Raw genomic sequence first — 25,757 nt, forward strand, 5'->3', positions numbered from 1 at the left:
CGCGCATGAGACTGTCCACCAAAGGCCTGTTGCTGATCGCAATTCCGGCCGTCCTCGAACTGGCTTTACTGACCGGGCTGGTCAAGGCGCAGTCGGACGCGGCGCAGGCGGAGAAGTGGGCGATCCACAGCGAGGACGTGCTAAGGCAAACCACGGCGGTGCTCGAACCGGTGCTCGGCGAGTCGGTACTTTTGCGCGGCGCCGTGCTGGGCGAAGACAGCCATTTCGTTACGCCGGTCACTGTCTGGATGGACGTCGACCGGCGCATCGACCAGCTTGCCGAACTCGTCGCCGACAATCCCGCCCAGGTCGAGCGGGTGGTGCAGGTGCGGCAGTCGGTGCAGGCTTACCGGCAGTGGTCGGACCGTATCCAGGACATGTTGCACTCGGGCCGCCGGCGCGATGTCATCGACCGTTTCCGCGACATGGCCGGCACCGACGTGCTCGACCGTTTCCGTCAGCAGATCACGAGTTTCCAGGCCGAAGAGCGCCGCCTCGACACCGAGCGTTCGATCGCCGCCGACGCCGCCCGCGAGCGCCAGCAAATTCTTATCGTCGCGGCCGTGCTCGGTTCGCTGCTGTTCGTCGCGCTGGCCGTCTGGTTGTTCACGCGCGGCGTGCGCGGCCGGCTTGCGCTGCTATCCGACAATGCCGGCCGGCTCGCCGGCAACGAGCCGCTGGCCTCGGTCGGACCCGGCCGCGACGAAATCGCACGGCTCGATCTCACCTTGCACGAAACCAGCCGGCGCCTGATCGAAGCCGAGCGCATTCAGGCGCGTTTTCAGGCCGACCTCGCGCGGCGTGCCGGCGAACTCGCGCGCATCAACGAAACCCTACGGCAGCAGACGCAGGAGAACGAGATGTTCATTTACAGCGTCTCGCACGATCTACGCGCGCCGCTGGTGAATTTGCAGGGTTTTTCCAAAGAGCTGATCCGCGCGGGCGACGATCTGCGCGCAGCCGTGCGCAAATCGTCGCTGACGGTGGAGACGCGCCAGCGTATCGAGCGCATCGTGGACGAAGACATCGGCGAGGCGCTGCATTATCTGCAGACCGCCGTGCTGCGTGCCTCGCACATCATCGACGCCTTGCTGCGGTTGTCGCGCGTGGGTCGTGTCGAGTACCGGCAGCAGAAGGTCGAGGTGGCGGATATCGTGCCGCGCGTGATCGACGCGATGCAGGTGTCGATCCGGGCGCGCCGCGCGCATGTGATCGTCAACGAGTTGCCGGCGGTGTGGGGCGACCCGACCGCGATCGAGCAGGTGTTCGCGAATCTGATCGGCAACGCGGTCAACTATCTGGATCCGTCGCGCGAAGGCCGCGTCGAGATCGGCACGACGCCGGCGCCGCCGGGCGTGCAGTCGCTGCGCATCTTTTATGTCCGCGACAACGGCCTGGGTATACCGGCCGTCGCGCTGCCGCGTCTGTTCAACGCGTTTCAGCGGCTGCACGGCAATGTGGCGGCAGGCGAGGGGATCGGTCTCGCGCTGGTACGGCGCGTCGTGGAGCGTCACGGCGGACGCGTGTGGGCGGAGTCGAAGGAGGGTGTCGGGACGACGTTTTATCTGTCGCTACCCGAAGCTCAGGCGCGGGCGGCGCAGGCCGCGGGGGACGTTTATGCGGCGTTGGTGCCGGCGGGCACGCAGGGTGCCGTGAATCCCGGCAACGCCGGTGAGATCGGCGACATCGGTGGGTTGGGCGGGGCTCGTGGTCGGGGCGTCGGTGCGGCTGCGGTTACGCACGCCGGCCACGTGCCGGGCGGCATCAGTACGCCGTGAAAAGCCGCCGCGGCTTGAGCAGTTTGCTGCCGCGAATCGACCAGTAACAACCGCAGGCGACGAGGATCGCCACGCCCGCGAGCGCTTCCATCGGCGCGAAGGTGAGGCCGAACAGGCCGTTCAACGCGAACAGTCCGCGGACGAGAAGCAGCAGCGCGGCCCACAGCGAGCAGGCGGCCTGCACCAGCATCCGCGTGCCGGCCAGACGCCGCGCACGGTTCTCGCGCGACCAGTTGGCGGGCGTGCGGGCGCAGAAAAATGCAATCGCCATCAGGATGACGGCGAGTATGACGATCCAGTCGATCAGTTCCATAAAAAGGGCTCCAAAGTCTGCCGGCGACTATAGAAAAGCCCTCTACTACGCACTATCGGACTAGTCCCAAATACAAACGCGATAAATGGGGCGGACTGGACGAAGGGCGCGGCCAGCGCAAGCAGGCGAAGCCTGCCGCGCTAACCGTTCGATGGTGGGATCAGAGTTCGATGCGCGTGCCGAGCAGCACGAGGAATTGCCGCAGCCATTCGGGATGAGCCGGCCATGCGGGCGCGGTGACGAAGTTGGCGTCGGTGATGGCGGCGTCGACGGGAATGTCGGCGTAGTCGCCCCCGGCCAGCTTCACTTCGGGGGCGCAGGCGGGATAAGCGGAGATGCGCTTGCCGCGAATCACGTCGGCGGCGGCCAGCAGTTGCGCCGCGTGGCAGATCGCGGCAATCGGTTTGCCGGCCTCGGCAAACTGGCGTACCACTTCGATCACTTTGGGATTCAGGCGCAGATACTCGGGCGCGCGGCCGCCGGCAATCGCGAGGGCGTCGTACTGGCGCGGGTCCGCGTCTTCGAACGACGCATTGAGCGTGAACTGGTGGCCGGGCTTCTCGGTGTAAGTCTGGTCGCCTTCGAAATCGTGAATCGCGGTCTTGATCTTGTCGCCCGCTTTCTTGTTCGGACAGACCGCATCGACCACGTGGCCCACCGCCTGCAGTGCCTGGAACGGCACCATCGTTTCGTAATCCTCGGCGAAGTCGCCGGTCAGGAACAGAATCTTCTTTGCTGCCATCGCATGCCTCCAGTTGATCAACGGAACACATCGAACGCTCCGGCAGTCTACTCCAACGCGTTTGACAGAAGCGCGACGCCGCCGGTAATCGGGGGCACCGCGCGCATCGGCGTATGATGGGCGCGTTTTCGCACGCAGAAGCCGCCCGGCGCGGCTCATCCATCACCATGATTTCATCTATCCGTTCCCCGCTGTTGCGCCGTGCCGCTGTGGTCGTCTTCGTGTTCGGCGGCCTCGCGGCCTGCCAGAAGAACGACGCTTCGGCCGGGCAGGTTGCCGGCAAGCTCAACGACGCCGCGCAGGTTGCGAGTCAGAAACTCGATCAGGCCGCCAGCTACGTCGGCCAGCAGGTCGACGCGACCAAATCGGCGGCGCAACAGAACCTGGAATCGGCGGCCTCCGCGCCCACCATCAACATCGACCCGAGCGCACTCGCCTCGACCGCGCAAGCCAACCTGCAGGACGCGGCGAGCGCGACGCATGCTCAACTCGGCAAGGCGGCCTCGCTGACCGGACAAAGTCTGGAGTCGGCGGGTCGCAAGCTGCAGGAGTGGTCGGCGCAAAGTTCGGCTTCGTCGACCAGCGCTTCGTCTTCATCGTCGGGCGACTCCAGCGACGCGCAGAAGCAGATGGACAAATGACGGCTCGACCGGTTCGACGCGCGCGGGCCTTCGTTTGACAGCTGGATTAAATGTAATTATCATGGTTACACTTAGTCGTTGCCGTGCAGAGGTGTCGTGAATACGAGTAGCCGTTTCGCCTTTGCGGTACACGTGCTCGCGTTGCTGTCGTTGCAGGAGGGCACGCCGCTCTCGTCGGAAATGATCGCCGGCAGTGTGAACACGAATCCCGCCTTGATCCGGCGTCTGCTTAGCATGCTGGCCGAAGCCGGTCTCACCACGTCGCAGCTCGGCGCGGGCGGCGGTGCGCTGCTGGCGCGTGCGCCCGACGAAATCACCTTGCTCGAGGTGTATCGTGCCGTAGACGACGCGCAACTCTTCGCGCTGCATCGCGAAGAGCCAAATCCCGCCTGCATGGTGGGGCGCAATATTCAGGGCGTGCTGCGCGGCATCATCGACGAAGCGCAGCAGGCCATGGAAGCGTCGCTCGGCGCACGCACGCTGGCTGATGCAACATCGGACCTGGTCCGTGCAGAACGTGCGCGCGAACGGGAGCGTAAGCGTCGGCCGACGGGTTAGTCCACGGCACGCAGAATGTGGCGGTAAAGAAGGGCGCATGCCGGCAGACCGGCCATGTGTCATGAAGCAAACGCAACTGAACCAGACGGGGGCCCAGGCCCCTCTTTTTTCCTCGATATATGTAATCAATGTAGTTACATATTTTTGCATCACGGGAGTTTGAAAAATGAATAAGCCATTGAAAATCGCACTGTTCGGCGCCACCGGCATGATCGGATCGCGAATCGCTGCCGAAGCGGCTAGCCGCGGTCATCAGGTGACGGCGCTGGTCCGCGATCCGGCGCGTGTGCCGGCTGGCGTGGCGAACCTGCATGCCGCGCAGGCCGATCTGCTCGACGCCGCGAGCGTCGGCGGCGCGGTGCGCGGTCACGACGTGGTGGCGAGCGCTTATGCGCCGCCGCAAGCCGACACGGCCGAGGTGCTGGGCAAGGCAACCCGCGCACTTATCGACGGCGTGCGTGCCGCCGGCCTGAAGCGTCTGGTCGTGGTGGGCGGCGCGGGTTCGCTCGAAGTGGCGCCCGGCAAGCAACTGGTCGACGCGGAAGGTTTTCCGGACGCGTACAAGACCGTCGCCCTAGCGCATCGCGATGCGCTGGAGAAGTACTATCGCGGCGTCACGGATCTCGACTGGACCTTCTTCGCGCCGGCCGCCATGATCGCGCCGGGCGAGCGCACCGGCAAGTTCCGCACCGGCGCGAACGCGCTGATCGCCGACGCCGAAGGCAATAGCCGCATTTCCGCGGAAGACTACGCCGTCGCTTTCGTCGACGAACTGGAACAGGGCCGCTTCATCCGTCAGATCGCGACGGTGGCTTACTGATTCTTCGCGTGAAGCAGGCGCTGCATTCCGGCGCCGCGCTGTGAAGCCCGGCAACCGGGCTTCCTAACATTCGGTTAAGTAACTATCAATTAAATCAATGACTTACGAGTGTGTGGTAAGTGCCTGTGAGCATACCACATGCTCCTCCCACCGCCGCTCAATTCTCGTCCGTTGTGGCCCAGTAGCTACCACTCGCCAGCTTCTCACCAGCCTCCCGTAGCTTGCCCTCGTTAGCTTTTATGTAGCGTCTCAGGGCGTCCCGGACCACCTCAGCGGTGGGCTTACCTGTGATCGTTTGGAGTACGGCCAGCTTTTCAAGGTCCCACACCTCAACACGTACGTTAAGCGAGCGGGCCGGGGCCTTCTGCGGTCTGCCTCTAGGCATTGTCGTAATCTCTCTGAGTGTAGCCGGCCCTCATTTTAACCGCGCTCTGCAGAATTGTCATAGTCATAACTACGAATAAAAACATAACTTTTATGTCTGAGGGCGGCTATTAAACATAGTCATCTTTACGTTTAATATCTGTCTCGACGGGACGCCAAGACGGACCGCGAATTGAATAAGAAAGGCCAACGTAATCGCCGAATGGAGAGCGCACGCTCCCGCCTACAGTCACACGTCCAAACGAGGCAGACCTTATATGCACCAAACGCTTCACATTGAAATTCCCCGCATAACCGATCGCCACGCACACCGCCTCGCAGTCTTTACGCTTATGCACTACGGTTTCGAGGTCACACACGCCACGACAAAGCACAGTCGAGGTAGCGCACGGGTTAGGGTGATAGCAAGACATTGTGCTAACGACCACGAAAATTCCGCGCAGCTAGTTGCGCGAGCGCTACCGCAAGGGGCGCGGGTTCGGATGGCACAGGCAGATTAATAATTTTGCACGGGGGCTTGCAAAGCCGTAAACCCTCATGCTAGAGTCTGGCCCGTTGAAGATGTCTATGTGATTCGACAACGCTAATTTTAGCGGTGCCCCTTGCCGCCGTAGCCGTGCCGAGAGAATTGCTTGCGCTCTCGCTGGGTTAGAAAAAGGGAAGAATGCTAAAAACTAGTTCTCACGTTAGAGGCGTGGCAAGGTTCTTCCCGGGACCAGCAGCGGAACTAGCTGATTATTAGAGGCTGGTCCAAGCGACCAGCCAGAGATAGACAAGCACTTTGCTAGTGAATTTCGTCTAACTCATCAAGCCCTAAGTGCTGTGCGGCCTTAGGGCTTTTTCACATCTGCAATATTCCAACCGAACACCTCTCGCCGCCTTAATGACGGACGGGCCAGTGCGTCACGCCTAGTAAATACGTTTATTTAATTCGTTGTAAACATCCGTCTCGTTAACATTAGGACTATTAATTATGTCGTCAAATAATCTGGACCCGGGCCGAATCGTTGCGGTACGCGTAGATAGCTGCACATTCAAAGCACTGCGGTATCTCGCGGTGGACCAAGATAAGACGGTCAGCGCACTGCTACGAGAGGAAGCGCAACGTCTAACCGGTACCAGTAATACAACACACGCACCCGCCTCTTAGAGCATTGCTAACCCAGCGGGTAGGAATACTGAAAAACCACGCTACACCTAAGGCGAATAACTTTAGGATAACTAAACATAAGGAAATAAGTGGATAAAATGTTTTCGGATTTCGTCGTTAAGGCGATTACAGAGGACAAGCGGGAGTTTGAGGGTATTGCAAGCACACCGACTATCGACCGTGTAAGGGATATCGTGGACCCGATGGGCCTAACGTTCCAGCGGGAGGCACCTCTGTTGCTTGGCCACAACCATTCACAGCCTGTCGGTACGGTTACTTTCGGGACGCCCAACGCTAACGGCCTTCCGTTCAAAGCCAGGATTGCAAAGGTGGACGAGGAAGGGACCGTTAAGCAACGCACGGATGAGGCTTGGCACAGCATCAAAAGTGGAATTATCAAGGGCGTATCTATCGGATTCTGTCCGATCGAATCGCGACCGCTAGCAAATGGCGGAACACTTTACAGCAAAGCGGACGTGCACGAGCTTAGTCTCGTGTCGATACCTGCAAATCCCGAAGCTGTCATTACCGCAATTAAATCAACTCAATTTCACTATCAAAAGGACATGACCATGATTGAACCTATTCGCATGCAAAACAAGACGTTCATCCGTGCAGCTATCGCCAAGGCAGCGGACGGGCACAACGCCGCGCTTTACGCTGCTAACCGATGGGGAGAAAATTCTACAGAAGCAACCTATATCAAGGCAGCTATTAATCCCATGGCGGCTGGTTCTGACGCAACGGGAGTGCTAACAGTCGGAAAGCTTAGCCGTTCGGAATTTGTGCAGACCGTCTTTACCCGGTCGATCCTAGGCCAGATGCAAGGGTTGGTTCAAGTCCCCGCAATTACGCGGGTCAATGTGGAGGCTTCACCCGTAGCAGGTGCTTTCTTTGGCGAAGGAGCGGGTATGCCGTTGGCCCAGGGCGATATCGGTGTGTATCTGTCGGATAAGCGAAAAGCCGGGGTGTGCATGGTCATTTCGCAAGATCTCATTCGAGCGACCGACGATACTGCGGAGGCGACGGTAACGGGCATCCTCGTGCGAGCCCTCAGTCGTGCAATCGATAACGCCTTCGTTGGCGCGCAAGTCCGCGACCATGTATCCCCGGAGGGCCTTGCGGCGGTGGCTACACAGGCGACGGGATTTAATGCAGGTGTTGAAGCGTTCACCGGGGACATTGCTCAAGCTTGCGTGATTGTGAATCCGCTTACCGCAATTTCGTTGCGCAGTCCGACCGAGACTCAAATTACGGCGCGCGGCGGATTCTACGGCGGAATGCCCGTGATTTGCTCGTATGGTGTCCCGCCGGGCAAGCTATTCATTACAGATGCAACCCGCGTACTCGCCTACATTGGTGATGCGGTAGTGGATGCTATGGGACACGCCGATGTCTATGGTCTCTCTGGCGTGGCAGCTAATGTGCCAGTAAATATGTTTCAGACATCCCAAGTCGCCCTTACTGCGCAACAGTATATCGACTGGCAGTTCGTACCGGGCGCAGCGGTGGAAGTCGAACTTCCGGCCTAATTTGATCCAAGGGCGGTTGAGTCCGCCCCAACAAACAATAAGGAATGCTATGAAAATGACGTTTGAGATTGACGGCTTGCTGTCCGGGAAAGATGAGAAAGCGCTTACTGAAATAATTGCAGCGGCTCAGCGTGACAACAGCATGGCAAGGCTGGTAATGGCGCGCAATGACCTGATCGCCATCGCCGCTCAACACCGCGTGATTGCAATGCAATTGCAGGACGGAGAACGCGAATGATCCGAGCCGAACGAAACCGGGGCCTCCCTCGAGGCATCCGGCTAATCGGCAAAGAGTACGTAGTCCGGGGGACGAAGGTGGTCCCGGGGCAGCACGTACGTAGAGCCGACGGCTCGTACGGTCCTGTCTTGAAGCGGATAACGCTTGGCCGTGTATCGTCGCTTGCCGCAGCTATCCGAATGCGGGAAGATTTCGTCAGTGCGCAGGAGACGCGTAATGTCGAATAACCGGGCGCGTGTCGTTCGCATGGCGGAGGCAATGGGCGTAATGACCCGCCGACGGAATCGCAACGGCCAAACGTACGCAAGACCTACCTCCGAGATTCGCGTTGGCCTACTTGAGGCTTTGTACGGACGGTCACAAGGAATGGTTCGGTGCGTGTCTATCAACGAGCTAGACGCGCGGCTAGAGCTTGCTGTAAGGGTGCGCAACGGCTTGTGTGGCCACAGTCTAAGGATGGCTCAATACCATCTTTGCGCCGGTAATAATGCGCGGGATGAAGCGGGCCGTCTTTGGTTGCTACCTAGCAGACCGCATCGGCGGATTATAGCGGCGCTTGTTGATGCGAGAGAACACCTGGCGAAGGCTGCTAAGTTTCAGAGCCAGCATGAGGCTTCGCGATAATGTCTGCGGGGCTTCAAATATGGAATTCGTCGGGGCTATTACTTTTGGACACGTCAGACCGCTTAGGACGTATCAAGGGTGTTTCATCGGTACAAGGGTTTGCCGCAAGTGTGGTCTGCGATATGTCGGACGGAACGCCTTTCTACTCGTTCCAACCGGATTTTCTCTACAAACATATCTCTAACCAGACTCCTCCACCCATTTTTACCATCACCACCAGTGGTATCTCATGGACCTACAGTAGTACGGCGGGTCTTAGCTTCCCAAACCCGATTACCGGGATGGTGTTCTTTGGGGTTTACTAAGATTTTATGATTGGAATTTTTGATTTATTAAATAATAAGGAGTGCGATTGTATAGCAACGATGTAAAAATTAAGGTTTCAGCCGACTCCTCCGGCTTTACCGCTGCTATTGACCGTGCGAACCAGCGTATCTCAGCATACGCGGCGAGTACGGGACGCGCTAAGGAGGTGTTGGAGAATTTCCAAAGTGCGCTAGACGAATCGGGCGCGGCAACAGCTAAACAGGTTCAACAAATCGCGGCGGCTGTTGTGCAAATGGACCGCATGGCTAGTACGGCGGGTAAGACACAGGCACAGCTAGCCAGCATGAAGGCGGAGGGGTTGGGTATCACCTCGGCTATGCAAGGCTATGTCAACCAGATTGAGGCCGCTACCGCACACACGCATGGCCTTGGGCTGGAAACCACCGCAGCACGCCGGGAGCTTATGGTATTGGCTCATGAGGCGTCGCAGGGAAACTGGAAACGCTTTGGCGGGTCGCTCATGGTGTTGGGCGAACAAATGGACGCCACGCGCCTAATCATGAATCCCTTTACGTTGGGCCTGGTGGCTGTTGGTGGCGCGGCGGCTGTTATGTACAAACAGATTGATGAGGCCAACGCCCGCGTTGCAGAATTCCACGAAGCAATGGATACAACGTCCGGATACGCAGGACAAACTCGGGAGTCTATTCAGGGCCTCGCTGAGACTCTATCGAGCCGGTTTGGCATCAGCGTTGGTGCGGCTACGGACGACCTCAATAAATTGGTCGCTAGCGGCCGAGTGTCCGCCGATGTGTTCTTGCAGGTTGCCACCGTAGCCAGCGCTATGGCAAAAACCACAGGTGAGGCGTTCGATAAGGTCTTGGAGGGCATTCTCAAGCAACAGGAGAATGTCAAAAAGGCCGCTGACGAGTACCAGGCGGCTCACCACACAATGACAGATGCCGATATGGCTCTTATCGAGTCATTGGAGAAAACCGGGCAGAAACACCAAGCGTTTACGGTGCTTATTCAGCGGGAACTAGACGACATCGTCATGTCAACCAAAACGCACACGTCGGCGATGGCGAGCTATTGGGACGGCGTCACGGCGGCGGAACAGCGGTACGCCCGCGCTCTATCTGGCAACTCTACAGACTTGGACAAGCTCAACGACCTTAAGGCCAAGCAAGCGGCGCAACAAAGCGGCAAGACCGCCAATTACGATTACACGGACTACGGCCCGTTGATCGCGGCTCAGCAAAAAATCGTTGACGCAACGAATGCGGATCAAGCGGCGGCTGACCGTAACAACAAAACGAAAGTCTTGTTGGCGGAATCGCAAGCGGAGGTGGCTAAGCAATTTGAGCGTACTCTTAACCCTCAGCAGAAGCTAACGGAGGCCCTTAAGCGCGATAACGAAATTATCGACAACCGTATCAAGCTCATGCGCGAGGCTGGTACGTACACTACGGCCGCCCAAGCTCAGCTAGAAGCTCAGCGCAAGCAAATGGTGGCCTTTGATACTGAGCATATTACTCCGGCTAAGAAGCAGCACAGCAACGCGGGCGCATTCGCGGGGCAGATTGCGGAAACTACGCGGGCAAATGCGGCGTTGGTAGAGCTTGAGCGACAGAAGGAGAAAAACCTAAGGGCGCAATACGAGGTAGGCGTAGTGGACGCGGAGACGTATTACCGCCAGCTAACCACCCTACAAGAGAATGCGCTGGATTCGGAAATTGCCAACGCGCAAAAGCGGGTAGACCTTGCGAAAGCAAAGCCGCAATCCGCAGCGTATCAGGAGGCGCTTAGAGAGCTACAGAAGCTAAACATACACCGTACGAATCTTGAGCAAGGTCTTAACAACACTTTGGAGCAAATGCAAAAGCAACGTACGACCGACATTCAGCGTTACGCGCAGCAAGGCGCGGAAGCGTTACGGCAGCAAACAGCCGCTTACACCGTTGAGGATGCGACTAGGTACGCCACGCCTCAGCAGCGCTCGGACTACGATGCTCAGTATCAGCTTGCGCAACAGTTCGCGCAAAAGATGCAAGTGTTGTACTCACAGTACGCCCTAGACCCGGCCTCAGATAAAAAGGCTTGGCAAGAGAAGCAACAGGCGGCGTACGCGGCATATGCAGAGCAACAGCAGGCACTTACGGACCACTTGGCAACGGAGCAATCAATCCGTGAGAGTTATTCGGCGCAAATGCACGGGGCTATTAGTGCCTTGGGCGGAGACGCTATGACTAATGCTCAGTTAGTAGCGACCTCGTTTAGCACAGCGTGGCAGGACTCCGCTAATGCTCTTGAGCAATTCGTTACCACAGGGAAGGGTAGTTTTAGCCAGTTCACTGCGAGTATCTTGGCGGACATGGCGAAAATTGCATTGCGGCAAGCTGAGATGCAAATTTTCCAAAGTATCTCTAGTAGCTGGACCGGCTTCTCTACTGGCGGCTCCGTTGGTCACTACGCCACAGGCGGCTCTATCAGCGGCCCCGGCTCCGGTACGAGTGACAGTATCCCGGCCATGCTCTCCAACGGTGAGTTTGTGGTTAATGCCTCAGCGGCTAACCAACACCGTAGCTTGCTGGAGTCCATCAACTCCGGACAGGTTGCGCACTTCGCCTCTGGCGGTGCGGTAGGTGATTCCGTAGCTACTGGCAACGATAGCGGCGGCTCCGGCTCCGGTGATTTGCATTTCCACTTGGACGGTAGCGCGCGCGGAGGCGGTCTCAGCGCTCAAGACGCAAAGGAATTGCTCCCGGTGTTCCAAGCCATTGTAGATAAGCGCATGGATCAAAAGATGCGCGGACAGGGGGCCTACGCGTACCAGATTAAAAATGGCTTCATTTAATAGGAGTGCATATGAAAAATCCAAGTAAGCTGTTTGAGTTGGGCGAGGCTATGCGTAAGGCTAGCATGGCGGCCTATGACGTCAATAGGTCCATTCAGAAATTAGCCAAGGTAGACCCGGTAGCGGCCTGTGAGTTTGAGCTAAAAGCTATCGAGGGCTTGCTAGGTCAAGTGTGCGAGGCAGCGGACAAAGGTATCCCCATTGAGGCAGTCTAACGATAACAATGTGTGCCCGTCCTGTGGGGAGCGTTTCCGCTCCTCGCGGGGCTTCGAAACACACCGAACAGGTGAGTACGGGCGAACCGGACCGAGCGGAGCCTATCTAGCGTCTACACGCCGCTGTAAGACGCTGGAGGAGATGCTAGCCGACGGAATGCAGCGGAATAGGCGGGGCCTGTGGATCACGAAAGCATTCAGAATGCCTCTCCATTTGCACCTAAAAGCCGCTCCGACCAGCGAGGGTATAGAGACGTAGCCAGAGGGTATCCCGGCCCGTCAAAGCCTCACGCGCGCGCGCTCACAACGAGGGCTACTTTGTACCGCAAACGCGGGCCTTGTCCACGTAGGCGATTGAAGCTGTGCGGTTGTATCGCAGTGCGCCCTTACCGTCGCGCCCCTCGGGCGTAAAGGAAACGGTGATCTCTGTCGTCCCTTGCCGCCATAGCATGGTCACGTCTTGCGTCTCTCCGCCACCTGGACCGGGCCACGGCATGTGCCGCACGAGTACTTTCGGTTGGCCCCACATGTTCATACTGCGTTCAACGGTTGGCACGTATTCGCTGTCTGCGTCCATGTTCTTTGAGTAGGCGACCATACCCGCTGGAGGGCAGACCGAAAACATCGCGTCAATTCTGGCCTCGGCCCGGATGCCTATGCTCCACATGCCTGGCCGGTATTCCCAAGCTTCTAACCCACGGTTGTTCGCTACTGCCGCGACCTCAGCAGGAGACATGCCGGAGTGTAGGCCGTCTACCTCAAATGCTTGGACCTGTGCCGTGAAAGATAGCGCTAGCAAACCTATAAATATTCGTCTCATGTAGCCCCCGGATTTACGGCGGATATTATCAGAACAAGTGTGACGGGCCAGATATGAGCGCTTATCGCTAACACCCTTGGGTTTCGCGCGTTTCGGGAGCGTTTATTTGGACTTAGCGATAAAACGAATGGAACCTGTCGGTGTCCACGTTTTCAAGTCGGAAATTTCAACTATCCCCCCCCCCACGCCTAGATTTGCTGGCTAGTCCTATGCTGGCAGGTATCAAGGCCCTAACATTAACATAACGACTTTGGATGACTAATCATTGAGCTATCAACGGACCAAGAGTAGGGCTAATGCTGGTGGTAATGCTCACCTACGTCTCTCGGGCAGACCAAGACAGAGGCGCAATCTTAAGGTTAAGGAGTCAGCTAACTATTGCTGTGCAAAGTGCGGCATTGCTACAGCCTCAGGTGAAGTGGACCACATTAAGGCATTGGAGAACGGCGGTAATGACGATATTGATAACCTCCAGTATCTATGCTTTGACTGTCATAAGGTTAAGACAGCACGGGATTTAGGTCATAGAGTTAAACGTGTATTTGGTCCAGATGGTTATCCGGTTGATGGTAGCTGGTAACAACACACATAGACAAGTATAAATATGGTAAATCACATGAGAATAACCGGATGGAAAATGCGTCGTGATAGTTCTATACTTTGCTCACTAGTATTTACTAGTAGAAAAGAGGCTAAGGCTACTGCTGATTGGTTTTATGAATGTGAGCCGTATATGAGAGTGAAGGATAGACCGTATGGGTTACTCAAGAATCATTGCACGATCAAGTAACAGATCATGGGTAGGGAGGGGAGGAACAATCTGGAACATATTCCGGTTTTGGTGGGGGTAAAACGATCTCATGGAGGGCAACATATTTGACTGACAGAGTAATTCACACTGATTGGGCTGTTATGGCGGCTAAGTCCGTCATTGGTCCAGCGGCGGAGAAGGCGGAAGCGCTGGCCGCTTCAGCGGGCGTTGCGGTGACCATCAAGACCGCCGTGTATTTGGATGATGGTTCTAAACATTGGGCTACCACGCTTGCGGAGCTACTTTGCGCTCATCCTGAAATGGCTAACGGAAATAGGCAGCGACTTGCGGACCTCTTGGCGGAGCGTATGCAATTAGACAATTTCACCGCTAACCGTTTATCTAAGCCACTATCGACAGACCAAATAACCCGTGTATCCGCTATCTTGGCTGAGCATGGTTACGACACTTCCACTTTGAAAACGGGACTGAACATTCGCGACATTATCAAAGGAAACGTACGATACGGGACCGTAAAACCCACGGAGATTGCCACTAGGTTTTATGCCGATCATATCGAACTGGACGGAGTATCGTTTCAGTATCGGCCTAGAGAGCGAACGCCAATGGGTAAACCAGAGAACGATTTTTGTATTCGTATCGCTGGCGTTGATGTTCCTCTCATGGCCGTTCTTAAGCTTCGGAATGTTGGTCTAGGTGAGTTCCGCCTAGCGGACGAGAAGGCGGCTAGCTCCGCACATACCACGCAGAAGCAGAATAGGGCACGGCTGGACCGTGAGTACGTGCCGCCTGTTCAACTAGGCAGGTTGTACGACGAACTCCAGCGAGCTACGCGGGAGTCTGATAAATCCCAGCGAGCGGCCAGAAGTGCATATGTTGATCCATGGTCGGATTCGGCGCAATTGTTGATGCGGGTAGCCGGTAGCTCCTAAGCCTTTCCAACATTCTTTATCTCAGTTTTGGACTGTGCGGCGTCCATTCGCCTTAACCCGATCTTTCTCGCGGCACGCATCCTCACGTGCCTGTCAGCAGCTTCCATCCAGCAGAGAGCACAGGGGCGATTTCATGTAGATTCGCGGCAATAGTCGTTACCGTCGCCGCGTCGTCAAGTACAGCGCGCAGCCTGTCGCCCAGCGTCGTATGTCCAGTGATTAAGTCGCGATAGCTGGCGTCGGTGAAGGCTCGACCGTAGGATGCATTAACTGCATCCAGAATAGGGGTTACGCCGGTGATGAAATACTCATCAATGCTACTCAAGAGTTGATTGAGATACTTAAGTACGCTTAGTTTCAAATCGTCATCTAAATCGGATTCCCTAAATTCAACTATGAGCGTGTCAACCTTTTCGCGTAGGGTGTTGAGATCGCTCCCTGCCACTGGCTTGAATTTTGTGTAGACTTGAAGTAATTTTGCAGTCTGCCTTAAATATGACATCGAATGCTGATCAATGCCAGAGATAAAGTGGTTCCAGGTATTGTTCAAGTTGAGTTCTTTGAACGCTTTGTTAACTTGGCCGCGCCAGTAAGCCACTGTTTCCCGTTCATCGGGGAAATGTTCATTCATTTCATCTGAAATTATGCCGGGTAGTTCCATTACTTCCGCTATGCGCTTGATAAGTAACGGTGAACTTTCTGGTGGGACATTGAGTAAGTCGTGCCAAATCTCTCTCGCTAGGGCGTCAGCCTTTTTCTGCTTTCCAGCTTCCAAGATGGAAAAAAGGCGTGCAGCTGGATTGTCTACGATCATTGCCAAGTTTGACTCTCAATAAAATAGTGGTGTGGATAAGGTCGATTATGGGATGTCACGCTATTTGACGGACAAAATAATCGTAGCGGTCTTGGATATGGGTTTCCTTGAACACGCCGTTGATTGCCTGGCGCAGAAATACTTCTAAGTCTTTTTGCGTGATTAAAATGATTTGACCCGCTTGATTCTTGTTTGCTACATTGGCAATGTGGCGGTGATATGAGTCTTTTATTTCATTTCCTCTAAATGCAACTATTCCGAATTTCCCAAATGTCTGACTAAAATAGTAAGCGACTTGATGAAAGTCGTCTGCTTGGAGGTCCTCGTAGTTTTTGCATTCCCATACGACTTGGGTTGCGCCATACTTGGTGCGGATAACTTCCCAAAATCCGTTCGCGGCACGGTTCGATGCTACCCAGTCTCGTATAGTGCTGCCATCGTGCGTCCGAGATTTTGCCTGAACGTTGGTAAGGCTGCGGAAGAAGCATAATTTTATTACTTCTCCAACAATATCTTCGAATTCCGCAGCGGTCGAGTGTCCGGTGGACAATGCCTTTAGCCGAGATAGCGTGGTCGTCAGAGCGGCTTTGTATTCGTCAAAGCGATAGTTTTCGGGCAGGTCCTCCAAGAGACCCTCATTTCGCAGATTGGTCTCGTCACCTAGGCGCTGCACTAAAATCGGACGTAGGTTAAGTGCGGGCTGGTAGGTAGGATGAATTACGAATTGAACAGTTGCGTCTATAGGCAGCTTCGCGTTCGAATCCTTACCGGAATCCTTATACGTTATGCGGCCGCGCCTGCTTAGGCCTAAGAAGCCAATACCATGCAATAATTCGATAAATCTAAACGGAGCCGTATAGTCATAAAACCAATCCCCGCAATACTTACGTACTTTGTCGTTTACCAAAAGTTTTCCAATGAAGTCCTCTATCGCGACAAGTGTAAATTCGTTTCCTAGCCCGTAAAAATGCTCTATGATTACGCTAATATTGGGATAATTCTCGGAAAACTCGTCGCCAAGGTCTTTAAGTCTGCTGGTGCTATACCGCGTCGAGGCGTCATCAAGGTCTGTATCGCTAACCTTCTGATTGCCATTGGCAATGGCCGCATTGATTGCGTAGCTGGTCAACATCAGTACGTCGCGCGGCCTGTGCTGGCATAAATCCATTACGCGGCCCACGCTTGGTTTGCCGTCAATCTGTTCAAAAAATTGATCCCAAGCCTCGCCACCGAGCTTAGGCTTTGCAACAAACGGACGCACTAGTCGGCGTTCCACTAGCTCTTGTAACTTCTTTTCGCTCCAGTCAAGAAAAACGACAGAAGTTTCAAGTCTTGCAAATTCATTGTCCATCGCTCTTATGCGGTCGTAGATATTCTCTCGTATAAAAATATACGGTCGCACAGATTCGGTTGAAGCGGTCAGCCTGACTGCTGCATGCATAAGAGCCATGAGACATATCATCGCTGACGGAGAGCCATCCCATGACTCGTCAAGACGATCTATCAATATTACGTATTTGAATGCACCATTGGTCGATAGGCGGTTGACTTCGTTTGTTAGTTCCTTGCTTCTATTGATTTGCCTAAGCCATAACTTATCTTGGCTTTTGCTGTAAGCGTCGAATATTTCATCTGTTAAGCTGATAATTCGCTGGTCAAAATCCAATTCTTCAATAAGGTTGCGCTCTTTCGTTATGGTAGTCGGCGCACCTTTGAATTCGAAAATTCGATCTTCTACCCATGTACGTACAATTTCGTCCAATAATGCACGTTCCATTGTGTGCATCAGCGACTTGAATGGTCGCTGTCGCGTATCATGAAACTCTTCATGCTTTAGTGGAAGCTTCAATAAGTCAAAAATCTGAGGGGTAATGGAAATTGTCCGCTTAATTTGTCGTTGTATTTCGTAGACAATGGCCGTTTTCCCCGCACCACGGCGACCGATAAAGAAGCAACTTTGCCCATCTGGATCTAATGCGGAAATGGTTGATGGCGTCGAGACAAAAAGCTGCGGATCGTCTCTGATAATGTCGTACTCTGCAAACGCTTGCCCGATTTGCACGCGCTCTAATGCATTCTTTGGAAGCGTTATCGACATAGCCTAGACTCGCCTTTGTATGCTGTTTGAGCACCATGAGAGACGGTGCGTTGTTTGGTCACCTACCTCTATCGTCAGGTAAAAAGTGGCGTTACGCAAGCTCGGACGCGTATGCGTATATGCGGCGTGCATTAAATATGGAGCCGGTGCGGCCCGCATGTTTCCAGTGGGATATAACTCAAGTTTGAAACGTTCGCGCCGATAAGAAGATTGAGTGACACCTCGAAGTGCCGAGGTCAGTCAAAAATCAATCACAAACTACGCTGAGAGGACTATGAGCAATCTTATCTGCCCGCATTGCCGAACCCAAGTTCCGCGATGTGCCACCGTCTGCACAGGTTGTCAGGCGGAAGTGAAATATGGACCGGCAAATGGACTTTTCGGCGCGGCATTGCTGTTGGGCGCGTTTGTAGGTTATAAGGTCGGGCATGCGCTGCCAGACTCGTTGTCGTTCGGCGGATGGATTGCTGGTCTGGCGGTCTTCGGTGGCCTAGCAGCGCTAGTTCAGAAAATTTATGCGGATCGAGTGATATTCAATCGTGTGTACCGGACGCGGTAAAACGAAAGCAGGCGCGGACGGTAATCGGTAATTTGACTCCGGTCTCGTAAGCGGCGTTATAGCTGGCAAAACATGAACATCATGGCTTTGTCAGCGCGCCGATATTCTTACACGGGGCGAGAACAGATGCTTATCTTCGTGGATCGCAAAACACCTCCGAGACCTTTAGTATCTTCCAGCCAATCAATTGCCCGCTCTCACTGCCGCCCGAAATTTTGAAACAGCGAAGCAGGGTGTCTCCGCTTGTGATCAGAATCCCAGCAACGGAGGCAGTGCGCTATGCCAACAGCTTCCCGACTGGCGTCTTTCGCGTACATCGCGTCGCTTTTCCGCACCAAGGAATCTTCCGATTCGAAAGCCTCCTCAAGCTCTGCAATGCGCTTGTCTTTGCCAAGGATCGTATCCTGTATCTCCGCAAGCTTCAATTTCAATTCGGCGCGCGTATGAATATAGGCGGTTAGCGTCCGCTATATTACCCGTCAAGCCAAGACTTCGTCACACCCTGATTCAAAGAGTATTCAAACTTTTGCCTTCTTGATTTCATTTCCTTTGCGACTGCAGGCCATTCATCTAAAGGAACTTTCTTTATCTTTGCGAGCATTGTATTCTTGGTTCCATTGCTCGGAGTCGTTAAGCGGAAGAATACGTGGCTTATGGTTCCCGCAGTTCGCCGCTTAGTCAACAAGAGGGAGAACGCCAAAATAGCGAAAAATGAACTGGTTAGGGCTTGGATGCACGTAAAGACTCTTGACGCGTCGGTTGTTGGGGCGAGGTCTCCGTATCCAAGTGTAGTTGATGTTGCCACGGAGAAATAAAACGCTTCCTTAATGTCGCAGAACGACTCTACTCCGCATTGTTTGCTTCCGTAGCTTCCTAGCATCCACCAACAAAATGAATAATAAGAGAGGATAAACAGAAATATTACGGCGTACAAGGCGCAAAATGCACCGTCCTGGTACGGAATCTCTTCGTCGCTAACTTCTGCGGCGAGTACGAGATAAAAGAGCACTGAGCAAATACACACCGCTCCCACGCTGAGCAAATAAAATCCGAGTGATTTGTTTGGCGAGTCCGCGCAAAAACAGGCTACTGATAATAAAAGAGCGCCGATTAAAATTGTTGAGATTAGTATCGCAGCTTTTTTGGTTTTCCAAAGCGATATTGTCGCCGAATTATAACCTTTGATAGATTGTTCATTATGTGCGGGGGTGTTGGTTTCGTTGATTTGTTCAAAATGGAATTTTAAATCTAATTTTGTAGGTCCTGCATGGCAGGCCTATGTTTTAGCGCGCCAATTGAAAGCTCAAATTCTCTAAACATTTAACGGCGAAAAAACACCGGACTTTAGGATGCGCATGAAGTTTCCGCTGAGGGGAGGTGTCTGGCGCCAGTGCATAGAAGATACGGTGGGAAATCCGCGTGTCGGTGTATTTTCCAAAAAGATTGACACATAGTCTGTACTCCATAGGAAGTCATTGCAGGTTGAGGCGCTGGCTGGTTACACTCAGACCTTGACCTGGGGGAGTGATGAAAACTGTCCTTATCCTGATGGCTCAATTTGGGCCGCGCGTCGCCATACCAATCGAAGACGTTCGGCGGGAATATTTCTCGCACCTAGAGCTAGACAAGTTTCTGGAAAAGATCGCGCGCGCAGATATTCCGCTACCCGTCACACGGGTAGACAAAAGTCGGAGGACCGCGAAATTTATCGGCATGATGGACTTGGCGATGTACCTAGATGCGCAGATGGAGGCGGGGCGGAAGGAATACGAACAGATGAAGGCCGCAGCCGGTAGCGGGCCGGATGCGAGTCAACGATTTGCGGACTTAATGTTCAAGCGACGCTAGCACTATGAATACAGCGTTTTTACTTCTTGTCCAATTCGGAGCGCGGGCCGTAATACCACTGGAGGAGGTGAGGCAGCAGTTTTTCTCTCACCTGCAGCTAGACAAACTCCAGCGTAAGATTTCCTTGGGAGAAATTCCGTTACCCGTCGTGCGAATAGAAAGAAGCCAGAAATGTGCTAAGGGCGTACACCTACAGGACCTAGCTGAGTACATAGACACTCAGCGTGCGGCAGCAGTAAAAGAACGGAATCAGCTTTGCGGTATCAAGTGACCGTCTACGCCAAGGAACAATCGTGACGACAGATAGAGATATCGACTATTCCAAATTCGGACCAGCCAAAATAAAAACAGCGGTAGACGCTATAAGGTCTCGCCCAAATCTCACGCGAAACGGTGTTCGTAAGCTGGAGCAAGATAAGGATATGCTCACGGCCCGCTTTGATGAGGTAACAACCATCCGGGAACCGTTGGAGGAGGCTTACGTTAGCGCACGCCGCAGGGTGGACATAAATTACGATCCGGACAAGGATAAGAAGTTGCGCGAGGTCAACAAAGCGGCAGGCGAGCGGTACGAGCAATTACTTACACAACTAGAGCCGTTGCGCGAGACGTGGCTAAAGGTAGCAGCAGCTAAGGAGGCGCAATACTACTTGCTCAGCGTACTAGATGAGTGTCTTAAGATTTGCGATATCTTGGTCACCCTCAGAGACGCTGAGCGCGGTAATAAGACGGCCACAGCGGACGCGCTTCGCTCGTGTGATTAGTACGGAACCGGCCGCTATTTGGGAAGTATTAGCCCGTGGTATGCAACCTGGTCAACGGCCTCAACAAGAGGACGGAGCGGGTAATAGTCGTCCCCGTAACTACGCGCCACGCTACCGCTCGTGTGGCCCGTAAGAGCATCGCTAACTTGCTCCGATACGCCGCACTCTCGGAGGGCGTTCTTAAACCCGTGCCGGAAACTATGGAAGGTTTTGCGCGGGTCGGTGATCTTGCACACTTCCCGCAAGTGCTTGCTGAACACTTGCGAGTAGCGCGCGGTAATTCGTCCATATCTGTCCATTGTTAGCTCGGGGAATAGCCGATTCTGGCCGGAGACACTACGGGCGTATTTCACGAACCCCAACCGCACTAACTCCGGATGCACGGGAATGCGCCGCTTACTGGACAGGCTTTTTAGGCTTTGCTCGTCGCCCTCGTCGGTTGCATAGATAAACGGTGCGCTATGACGCTTGCCGGCCGAATCGGTGTAGTGTTCGATTTTTATATCATTAGCCCTAAGCTGACCTATCTCCATCATTCGCATACCAGTGAACAAAGAAACGAAGGGAAGCCAGTAATTTGACGGCTTGGGGTTATCGCTGCGGAGACTTGACACGATAACGTTAAGGTCAGCCGTAGAGAAAGGAACGCGCGCCTTTACGCTTCGCTGTCTCGCTGCGTCTAGCTTTACGAGACTTGCCGGATTTGTCGCAATGAAGTCCTCAGACACACACGCAGAGAACAGGGCTTTGAGTAGAGAGAGGTAGGACCGCTGCGTTGCCCGTGATAGCTCATTCATCGATTCCAAGAACGTCGTTACGTGTTGCTTGGTGATTGCACTAAGGACCAGCGGTACCCCTGACCGGCGGGCTAGGTCGATAACGCGCTCCATCATGTTGATAGACGCCTTGGAAGGGGCGCGACGGCGTTCCCACACAGCTAGGGCCTCTACAAGCGTTGGGCCTCCTGTGGGCTTCGCAGATGCCGCGTTCGGCAAACTGGCTGGATGCTCTATACGCGCGCCAGTCCCAATAACTTTAGCGAATATCTCGGTCATTACTTCGCGAACCATCTCTTTGCGTCGAGCGTCCTTAGCTTGGCGCGCCTCAATCTTGATCCATGACGCCTCTTGTTCCTCTAGCGTCTCGTGGAGTGCTAGCGCCGCCCCCTCCTCGTACTCGTCACGTTCCCGCAGATAGTTCTCATAAGCCTCTGACCCAAGACCGTCTTTAGACCGAGTGGAAACCGGGGCGGCAGCTAGAGGCGCTCCGCTGGACGCCTGAGCGAATAGCTCGTCTACCTCAACGTCCACCTTTCGGCAGCGTACGCGGGCCTCAGACGGGTCGGAAGTGTTGAGAGCGCGGGTTATCTCGGTCTTGCCTTCCAAGGCCGCTATCAGCGCTTTGGGGACTCTGCGGCGGTAGTAATAACGTGCACCTTTGCGGATCAAATGTTCCATATTCTCTCTTACGCGCCTATACCACGTGGTATAGCTGTGTAACACGCGGGAGGCTTGGATACCCTTTAAACACGGGCTAGCCTTGCCTGCCAAGCATTATACGGCGGTGCCGTGTGGGAAGCGCGAAACATTCGGTTACGCAAGTCCGGTCGCTCGCGGCACAACAACGGCTACACTGGCGTCTCCCGTTTTCTCACGGATCGCCATGCCGTCATGCCCGTCGTGGCGTGAGTCCGCTGCCGCGCCGTCCAAGGGCGCCTCTCCAGCGACTCGCGCCGCTTTTCAAGCCGCTTTGCAAGTTTCTTGCCGCCATGAAAACCCCGCCGCCCGCGTTCGCGTCGCGGCGTGGTCCAGTGTGTGGGCAGCCTCGCTCCGCCTTGCGCTCGTCTGCTGCCTTTTCGTGTGCCTGCTCTGGGTGCCTGCCTCCGCGTGGGCGGCCGGCGGCACGGCCACGCCGGTCATCCCGGCACTGCAAAGCCTCATCAACAGCGCCACGGTGACGCCTGCCGCGGCCGCCTCCGGCGCATCGGCCGCCGACGCCGCGTCCGCGCCGTCGCCCGCGAGCCAGGCTGAAATGCAACGCTCGCTCGACAGTGTGATCGCCACGCTCGACAACGACCGTCAGCGCACCGCGCTCGTCGCCCAACTCAAGAAACTGCGCGACGTGACGCAGAACGTCACGCCGCCCGCGCCCGCGCAACCGAGCCCCGGGCTGCTGGGCGCGATCGCGTCGGGTATCGCGTCGTTCGAAACCGACGTGCATCAGGGCCGCACGCCGGTCCGTTATTGGGGCGGCCGCTTCAATGCGGCGGGCAACGAGCTTTACACCATCATCTCGAGCCAGGGTCACGAAAGCCTCGGCCGCATCCTGTTTTCGATGATCGCGATGCTGGCCGGCTGGGGCGCCTGCGCGGGCGCGCTGATTTACCTGCAGCACCGGCTGTACCGGCGTTTCGGTGTCGTCACCGGACTCAATCCGAATCCCACCACACGCGAGCTGCTGATCTTCGCGCTGCGCCGCGTCGGCCCGTGGATCGTGGCCTTTCTCGCCGCGCTGCTTTTCGTGCGGGCGATGCCGGACGCGCTCGGCCGCACGCTCGGCATGGTGGTCGCATACGCGATCGTCGCGGGGGCGGTGTTTTCGGCAATCTGCCTGATCATGTTCTCGCTGTTCGGCTCGGGGCATCGGCGTATCGCCGTGCGTCTGCTGATCGATCACGCGCGGCGCGTGCTGTTCGTGGTCGGCGTGTGCGGCGCGCTCGGCGACGCGGCCGTGAACTACGACGTCGCGCATCAACTCGGATCGAATCTCGCCGCGCTGATCTCGACCGCGGCCAACATGACCGCCGCCGTGCTCACCGGTTACTTCGCGCTGGCGTTTCGCCGGCCCGTCGCGCACCTGATCCGCAACCGGCCCTACGAGCAGCGCACCAACCACAAGGCCGCCACCGACGCCTTCGACGTGCTCGCGTCGCTCTGGCACGTGCCGGTGCTGGTGCTGGCCACTGCATCGGTGGTCGCCACGCTGGGCGGCTCGGGCACGAGCGAAAACGTGCTGCAGATTTCGGTCGTCACGGCGCTCCTGCTGGTGCTCGCGTTTTTTCTCTCGGCCATCGTGCTGCGCATCACGCGTCCGCGCAGTGCGCGCGCGCGGCGCCGCTCGCCTTACCTGACACGTCTGCTGCGCTTTTGCGGCACGCTGGTCACGCTGTTCATCTGGCTGTTTTTCTTCGAACTGGCGGCGCGCTTGTGGGGTTTGTCGCTGGCGGCAGTGGTCGAAGAAAACGTGGCGGCGCGCGGTATTGCCCATGCCGTGACGGCGATCGTCGCCACCGTGTTCATTGCGTGGTTGCTGTGGATTCTGGTCGACACGGGCATCACCGAGGCGCTCAATCCCGGCGGTCCGCGCAACAAGGCGCGCAGTCCGAGCATGCGGGCGCGCACCATGCTGCCGCTGCTGCGCAACGTGCTGCTCGTTACCATCATGACGATTGCCGGCATCGTCACGGCGGCCAATCTCGGCATCAACGTGACGCCGCTGCTGGCCGGCGCGGGCGTGATCGGTCTCGCCATCGGTTTCGGCGCGCAGTCGCTCGTGACCGATCTGATCACCGGTCTGTTCATCATCATCGAAGACACGATTTCGGTGGGCGACTGGATCGACGTGGACGGCGGGCACGCCGGCACGGTCGAGCATCTGTCGATCCGCACGGTGCGTCTGCGCGACGGGCAGGGCGCAATCCACGCGATTCCTTTTTCGCAGATCAAGATTGTCAAGAACCTGTCGCGCGACTTCGCTTATGCGGTGTTCGAGGTGCGTATGTCGTTCTCGACCGACGTTGACCAGATCACGCAGTTGATCCGCGAAGTGGGCGCCGACCTGATGGCCGATTTCCGTTACCGGCGCGAAATGCTCGGGCCGATCGAAGTGTGGGGGCTCGACCGCTTCGATCCGAACTGGATGGTCGTGAAAGGGCAGATCAAGACGCGGCCGCTGCAGCAGTGGAGCGTGGCGCGCGCGTTCAATCTGCGGCTCAAGCGCAAGATGGACGAAGCGGGCATCGAGATTCCGGTGCCGCAAATGCGCGTGTACACGTCGTCGAAAGACAACGAGGGCGAGCCGCTACAGGAAGATGGCCTGCCGGAGTCGGGTCCGGGGGCGCATGGCAATGAGCACGGCCACGAGCACGGTGGCAGGGTGCCGCCGTTACGCACGGCTCACGGCGGCGTGGCGATGGCGCGCGACGTGTCGCATGAACCGCGTCCGGCACCGCCGCCGACCGGCCAGACCGCGCCAATTCCGCCGCAGATTCCAACCGCCGGCGAGGCAGGCGGCAAGAGTTGAAGAGGCGCGCCGCGCTCGGTCGAGTCTGACGCGAACAGCGCGCCGTGTTCAGGCGAGCGCGGGCGTTGCCGCGAGCACGATATCGTTGACGTGCGTAGCCATTTGCGACCCGGCTACGCCATAGATGTGCAGCGAAATGGCCGGCGCCTCGCTGCGATTGCTCAATTGATGAATCGCACTGCGTCCGCCGCGCACGAACGACACGGCGCCGCGTTCGCGCGCCTGGGTGCGCGTCGCCTGCGCGCAATCCCGCGCACCATCCCATTCGAATACGGTTTCCGTCAGCAAGCCCGCTACCACCGAATAGCCGCACCACGTGTGATGCGCATGCACCGGACTCGCCTGCCGCGGCAGCCAGACGAGTGCGGCGATCGCGTAGCGTCCGTGCGGGTCGGCGGCGAGCAGATGACGCCGGTAATTTTCCGTCGAACTTGCGCGCTGTGCCTCGCTGAGGAGCGCAGGATTCGCGGCCGCTTCGGCTAGGGCGATCCGCATGCTGCGCGCGAAAAACGTCGAATGCGAGGGCTCGGGGAATTTCGCGCACGCCTCGAACATGGCGTCGAGCGTGTCGCACAGCCGGGCTAACGGCGCGCTTTGTCCGACGCGGCTGGCGGCTTTGCTCTCGGCCTCGCTTTCGGCCTCACCCGCACGCGCAGTGGCGCGGCTGCCGGCGCGTGGCAGCGAACTCGTGCGGAGTGATTCGAGGGACGCGAAACGTGGGTTCTGGCT

At 56.3% G+C, this 25,757-nt stretch carries 22 protein-coding genes; 15 read left to right on the plus strand and 7 right to left on the minus strand.

The features are described 5' to 3' along the window. The first annotated feature begins 5 nt into the window (after positions 1 to 5). On the plus strand, positions 6 to 1,778 hold the full coding sequence (locus P3T18_RS17810; RefSeq protein WP_429301284.1) for a sensor histidine kinase: 1,773 nt from the start codon (positions 6 to 8) through the stop codon (positions 1,776 to 1,778). Here P3T18_RS17810 and P3T18_RS17815 read toward each other — a convergent pair. Further along, positions 1,765 to 2,091 (minus strand): hypothetical protein, encoded by a 327-nt coding sequence (locus P3T18_RS17815; protein ID WP_429301285.1) that lies wholly within the window; start codon positions 2,089 to 2,091, stop codon positions 1,765 to 1,767. The two genes, P3T18_RS17810 and P3T18_RS17815, sit on opposite strands and share 14 nt — an antisense overlap. Before the next feature lie 160 nt (positions 2,092 to 2,251). After that, on the minus strand, positions 2,252 to 2,833 hold the full coding sequence (locus P3T18_RS17820) for a DJ-1/PfpI family protein (RefSeq protein ID WP_429301286.1): 582 nt from the start codon (positions 2,831 to 2,833) through the stop codon (positions 2,252 to 2,254). A gap of 167 nt (positions 2,834 to 3,000) precedes the next feature. Here P3T18_RS17820 and P3T18_RS17825 point away from each other — a divergent pair, with 167 nt between their 5' ends. The 9 genes from P3T18_RS17825 to P3T18_RS17865 all read left to right on the plus strand — a co-directional run bounded on the left by P3T18_RS17825 (position 3,001) and on the right by P3T18_RS17865 (position 14,643). Beyond that, positions 3,001 to 3,474, plus strand: a complete 474-nt coding sequence (locus tag P3T18_RS17825) for a hypothetical protein (RefSeq protein ID WP_429301287.1) — start codon at positions 3,001 to 3,003, stop codon at positions 3,472 to 3,474. A gap of 96 nt (positions 3,475 to 3,570) precedes the next feature. After that, positions 3,571 to 4,032 carry an Rrf2 family transcriptional regulator gene (locus P3T18_RS17830; protein WP_429301288.1) on the plus strand — a complete coding sequence of 154 codons (462 nt, stop codon included), beginning with the start codon at positions 3,571 to 3,573 and terminating at the stop codon, positions 4,030 to 4,032. A 166-nt stretch (positions 4,033 to 4,198) separates the two neighbouring features. Next, a complete protein-coding gene (locus tag P3T18_RS17835; protein WP_429301289.1) occupies positions 4,199 to 4,852 on the plus strand; it encodes an NAD(P)-dependent oxidoreductase in 654 nt (217 codons plus the stop codon). 1,632 nt (positions 4,853 to 6,484) lie between these two features. Then, the gene (locus P3T18_RS17840) at positions 6,485 to 7,918 is read left to right on the plus strand and encodes an HK97 family phage prohead protease (protein ID WP_429301588.1); all 1,434 of its coding nucleotides are present in this window, start codon (positions 6,485 to 6,487) and stop codon (positions 7,916 to 7,918) included. Between the two features lie 49 nt (positions 7,919 to 7,967). Continuing rightward, positions 7,968 to 8,156: a hypothetical protein gene (locus P3T18_RS17845; RefSeq protein WP_429301290.1), complete on the plus strand. Its 189-nt coding sequence runs from the start codon at positions 7,968 to 7,970 to the stop codon at positions 8,154 to 8,156. A gap of 970 nt (positions 8,157 to 9,126) precedes the next feature. Beyond that, positions 9,127 to 11,904, plus strand: coding sequence for a phage tail length tape measure family protein (locus P3T18_RS17850; protein WP_429301291.1), 2,778 nt, complete (start codon positions 9,127 to 9,129; stop codon positions 11,902 to 11,904). An 11-nt stretch (positions 11,905 to 11,915) separates the two neighbouring features. Next, positions 11,916 to 12,119, plus strand: coding sequence for a hypothetical protein (locus P3T18_RS17855; protein WP_429301292.1), 204 nt, complete (start codon positions 11,916 to 11,918; stop codon positions 12,117 to 12,119). A gap of 1,085 nt (positions 12,120 to 13,204) precedes the next feature. Continuing rightward, entirely contained in the window at positions 13,205 to 13,519 is a 315-nt protein-coding gene (locus tag P3T18_RS17860) for an HNH endonuclease (RefSeq protein ID WP_429301293.1), read from the plus strand. Between the two features lie 296 nt (positions 13,520 to 13,815). Further along, positions 13,816 to 14,643: a hypothetical protein gene (locus P3T18_RS17865; RefSeq protein WP_429301294.1), complete on the plus strand. Its 828-nt coding sequence runs from the start codon at positions 13,816 to 13,818 to the stop codon at positions 14,641 to 14,643. 82 nt (positions 14,644 to 14,725) lie between these two features. Here P3T18_RS17865 and P3T18_RS17870 read toward each other — a convergent pair whose 3' ends face one another. Then, positions 14,726 to 15,463 (minus strand): hypothetical protein, encoded by a 738-nt coding sequence (locus P3T18_RS17870; protein ID WP_429301295.1) that lies wholly within the window; start codon positions 15,461 to 15,463, stop codon positions 14,726 to 14,728. Between the two features lie 49 nt (positions 15,464 to 15,512). Next, the gene (locus tag P3T18_RS17875) at positions 15,513 to 17,555 is read right to left on the minus strand and encodes a P-loop ATPase, Sll1717 family (RefSeq protein ID WP_429301296.1); all 2,043 of its coding nucleotides are present in this window, start codon (positions 17,553 to 17,555) and stop codon (positions 15,513 to 15,515) included. Positions 17,556 to 17,829: 274 nt separating this feature from the next. Between P3T18_RS17875 and P3T18_RS17880 the strand changes: the two genes are divergently transcribed. Then, positions 17,830 to 18,114 carry a hypothetical protein gene (locus P3T18_RS17880; RefSeq protein ID WP_429301297.1) on the plus strand — a complete coding sequence of 95 codons (285 nt, stop codon included), beginning with the start codon at positions 17,830 to 17,832 and terminating at the stop codon, positions 18,112 to 18,114. A gap of 472 nt (positions 18,115 to 18,586) precedes the next feature. Here P3T18_RS17880 and P3T18_RS17885 read toward each other — a convergent pair whose 3' ends face one another. Beyond that, positions 18,587 to 19,147: a potassium channel family protein gene (locus P3T18_RS17885; protein ID WP_429301589.1), complete on the minus strand. Its 561-nt coding sequence runs from the start codon at positions 19,145 to 19,147 to the stop codon at positions 18,587 to 18,589. A gap of 494 nt (positions 19,148 to 19,641) precedes the next feature. Between P3T18_RS17885 and P3T18_RS17890 the strand changes: the two genes are divergently transcribed. From P3T18_RS17890 to P3T18_RS17900, 3 genes are read left to right on the plus strand one after another with little or no spacing between them, the layout of a single operon-like run. Continuing rightward, positions 19,642 to 19,962 carry a pyocin activator PrtN family protein gene (locus P3T18_RS17890; protein WP_429301298.1) on the plus strand — a complete coding sequence of 107 codons (321 nt, stop codon included), beginning with the start codon at positions 19,642 to 19,644 and terminating at the stop codon, positions 19,960 to 19,962. Positions 19,963 to 19,966: 4 nt separating this feature from the next. Further along, positions 19,967 to 20,233: a pyocin activator PrtN family protein gene (locus P3T18_RS17895; RefSeq protein WP_429301299.1), complete on the plus strand. Its 267-nt coding sequence runs from the start codon at positions 19,967 to 19,969 to the stop codon at positions 20,231 to 20,233. A 22-nt stretch (positions 20,234 to 20,255) separates the two neighbouring features. Beyond that, complete coding sequence (locus P3T18_RS17900; RefSeq protein WP_429301300.1) at positions 20,256 to 20,726, plus strand: hypothetical protein; 471 nt, start codon at positions 20,256 to 20,258, stop codon at positions 20,724 to 20,726. A 14-nt stretch (positions 20,727 to 20,740) separates the two neighbouring features. Here the strand turns inward: P3T18_RS17900 and P3T18_RS17905 are convergent, their stop codons facing one another. Continuing rightward, positions 20,741 to 22,183 carry a DUF6538 domain-containing protein gene (locus P3T18_RS17905; protein WP_429301301.1) on the minus strand — a complete coding sequence of 481 codons (1,443 nt, stop codon included), beginning with the start codon at positions 22,181 to 22,183 and terminating at the stop codon, positions 20,741 to 20,743. Positions 22,184 to 22,388: 205 nt separating this feature from the next. On the opposite strand from P3T18_RS17905, the gene P3T18_RS17910 reads away from it, so the two are divergent. Then, a complete protein-coding gene (locus tag P3T18_RS17910) occupies positions 22,389 to 25,028 on the plus strand; it encodes a mechanosensitive ion channel family protein (protein ID WP_429301302.1) in 2,640 nt (879 codons plus the stop codon). A gap of 48 nt (positions 25,029 to 25,076) precedes the next feature. Here the strand turns inward: P3T18_RS17910 and P3T18_RS17915 are convergent, their stop codons facing one another. After that, the gene (locus P3T18_RS17915; protein WP_429301590.1) at positions 25,077 to 25,583 is read right to left on the minus strand and encodes a cysteine dioxygenase; all 507 of its coding nucleotides are present in this window, start codon (positions 25,581 to 25,583) and stop codon (positions 25,077 to 25,079) included. Positions 25,584 to 25,757 lie beyond the last annotated feature (174 nt).

Source organism: Paraburkholderia sp. GAS199, assembly GCF_050436585.1.
Taxonomy (GTDB): domain Bacteria; phylum Pseudomonadota; class Gammaproteobacteria; order Burkholderiales; family Burkholderiaceae; genus Paraburkholderia.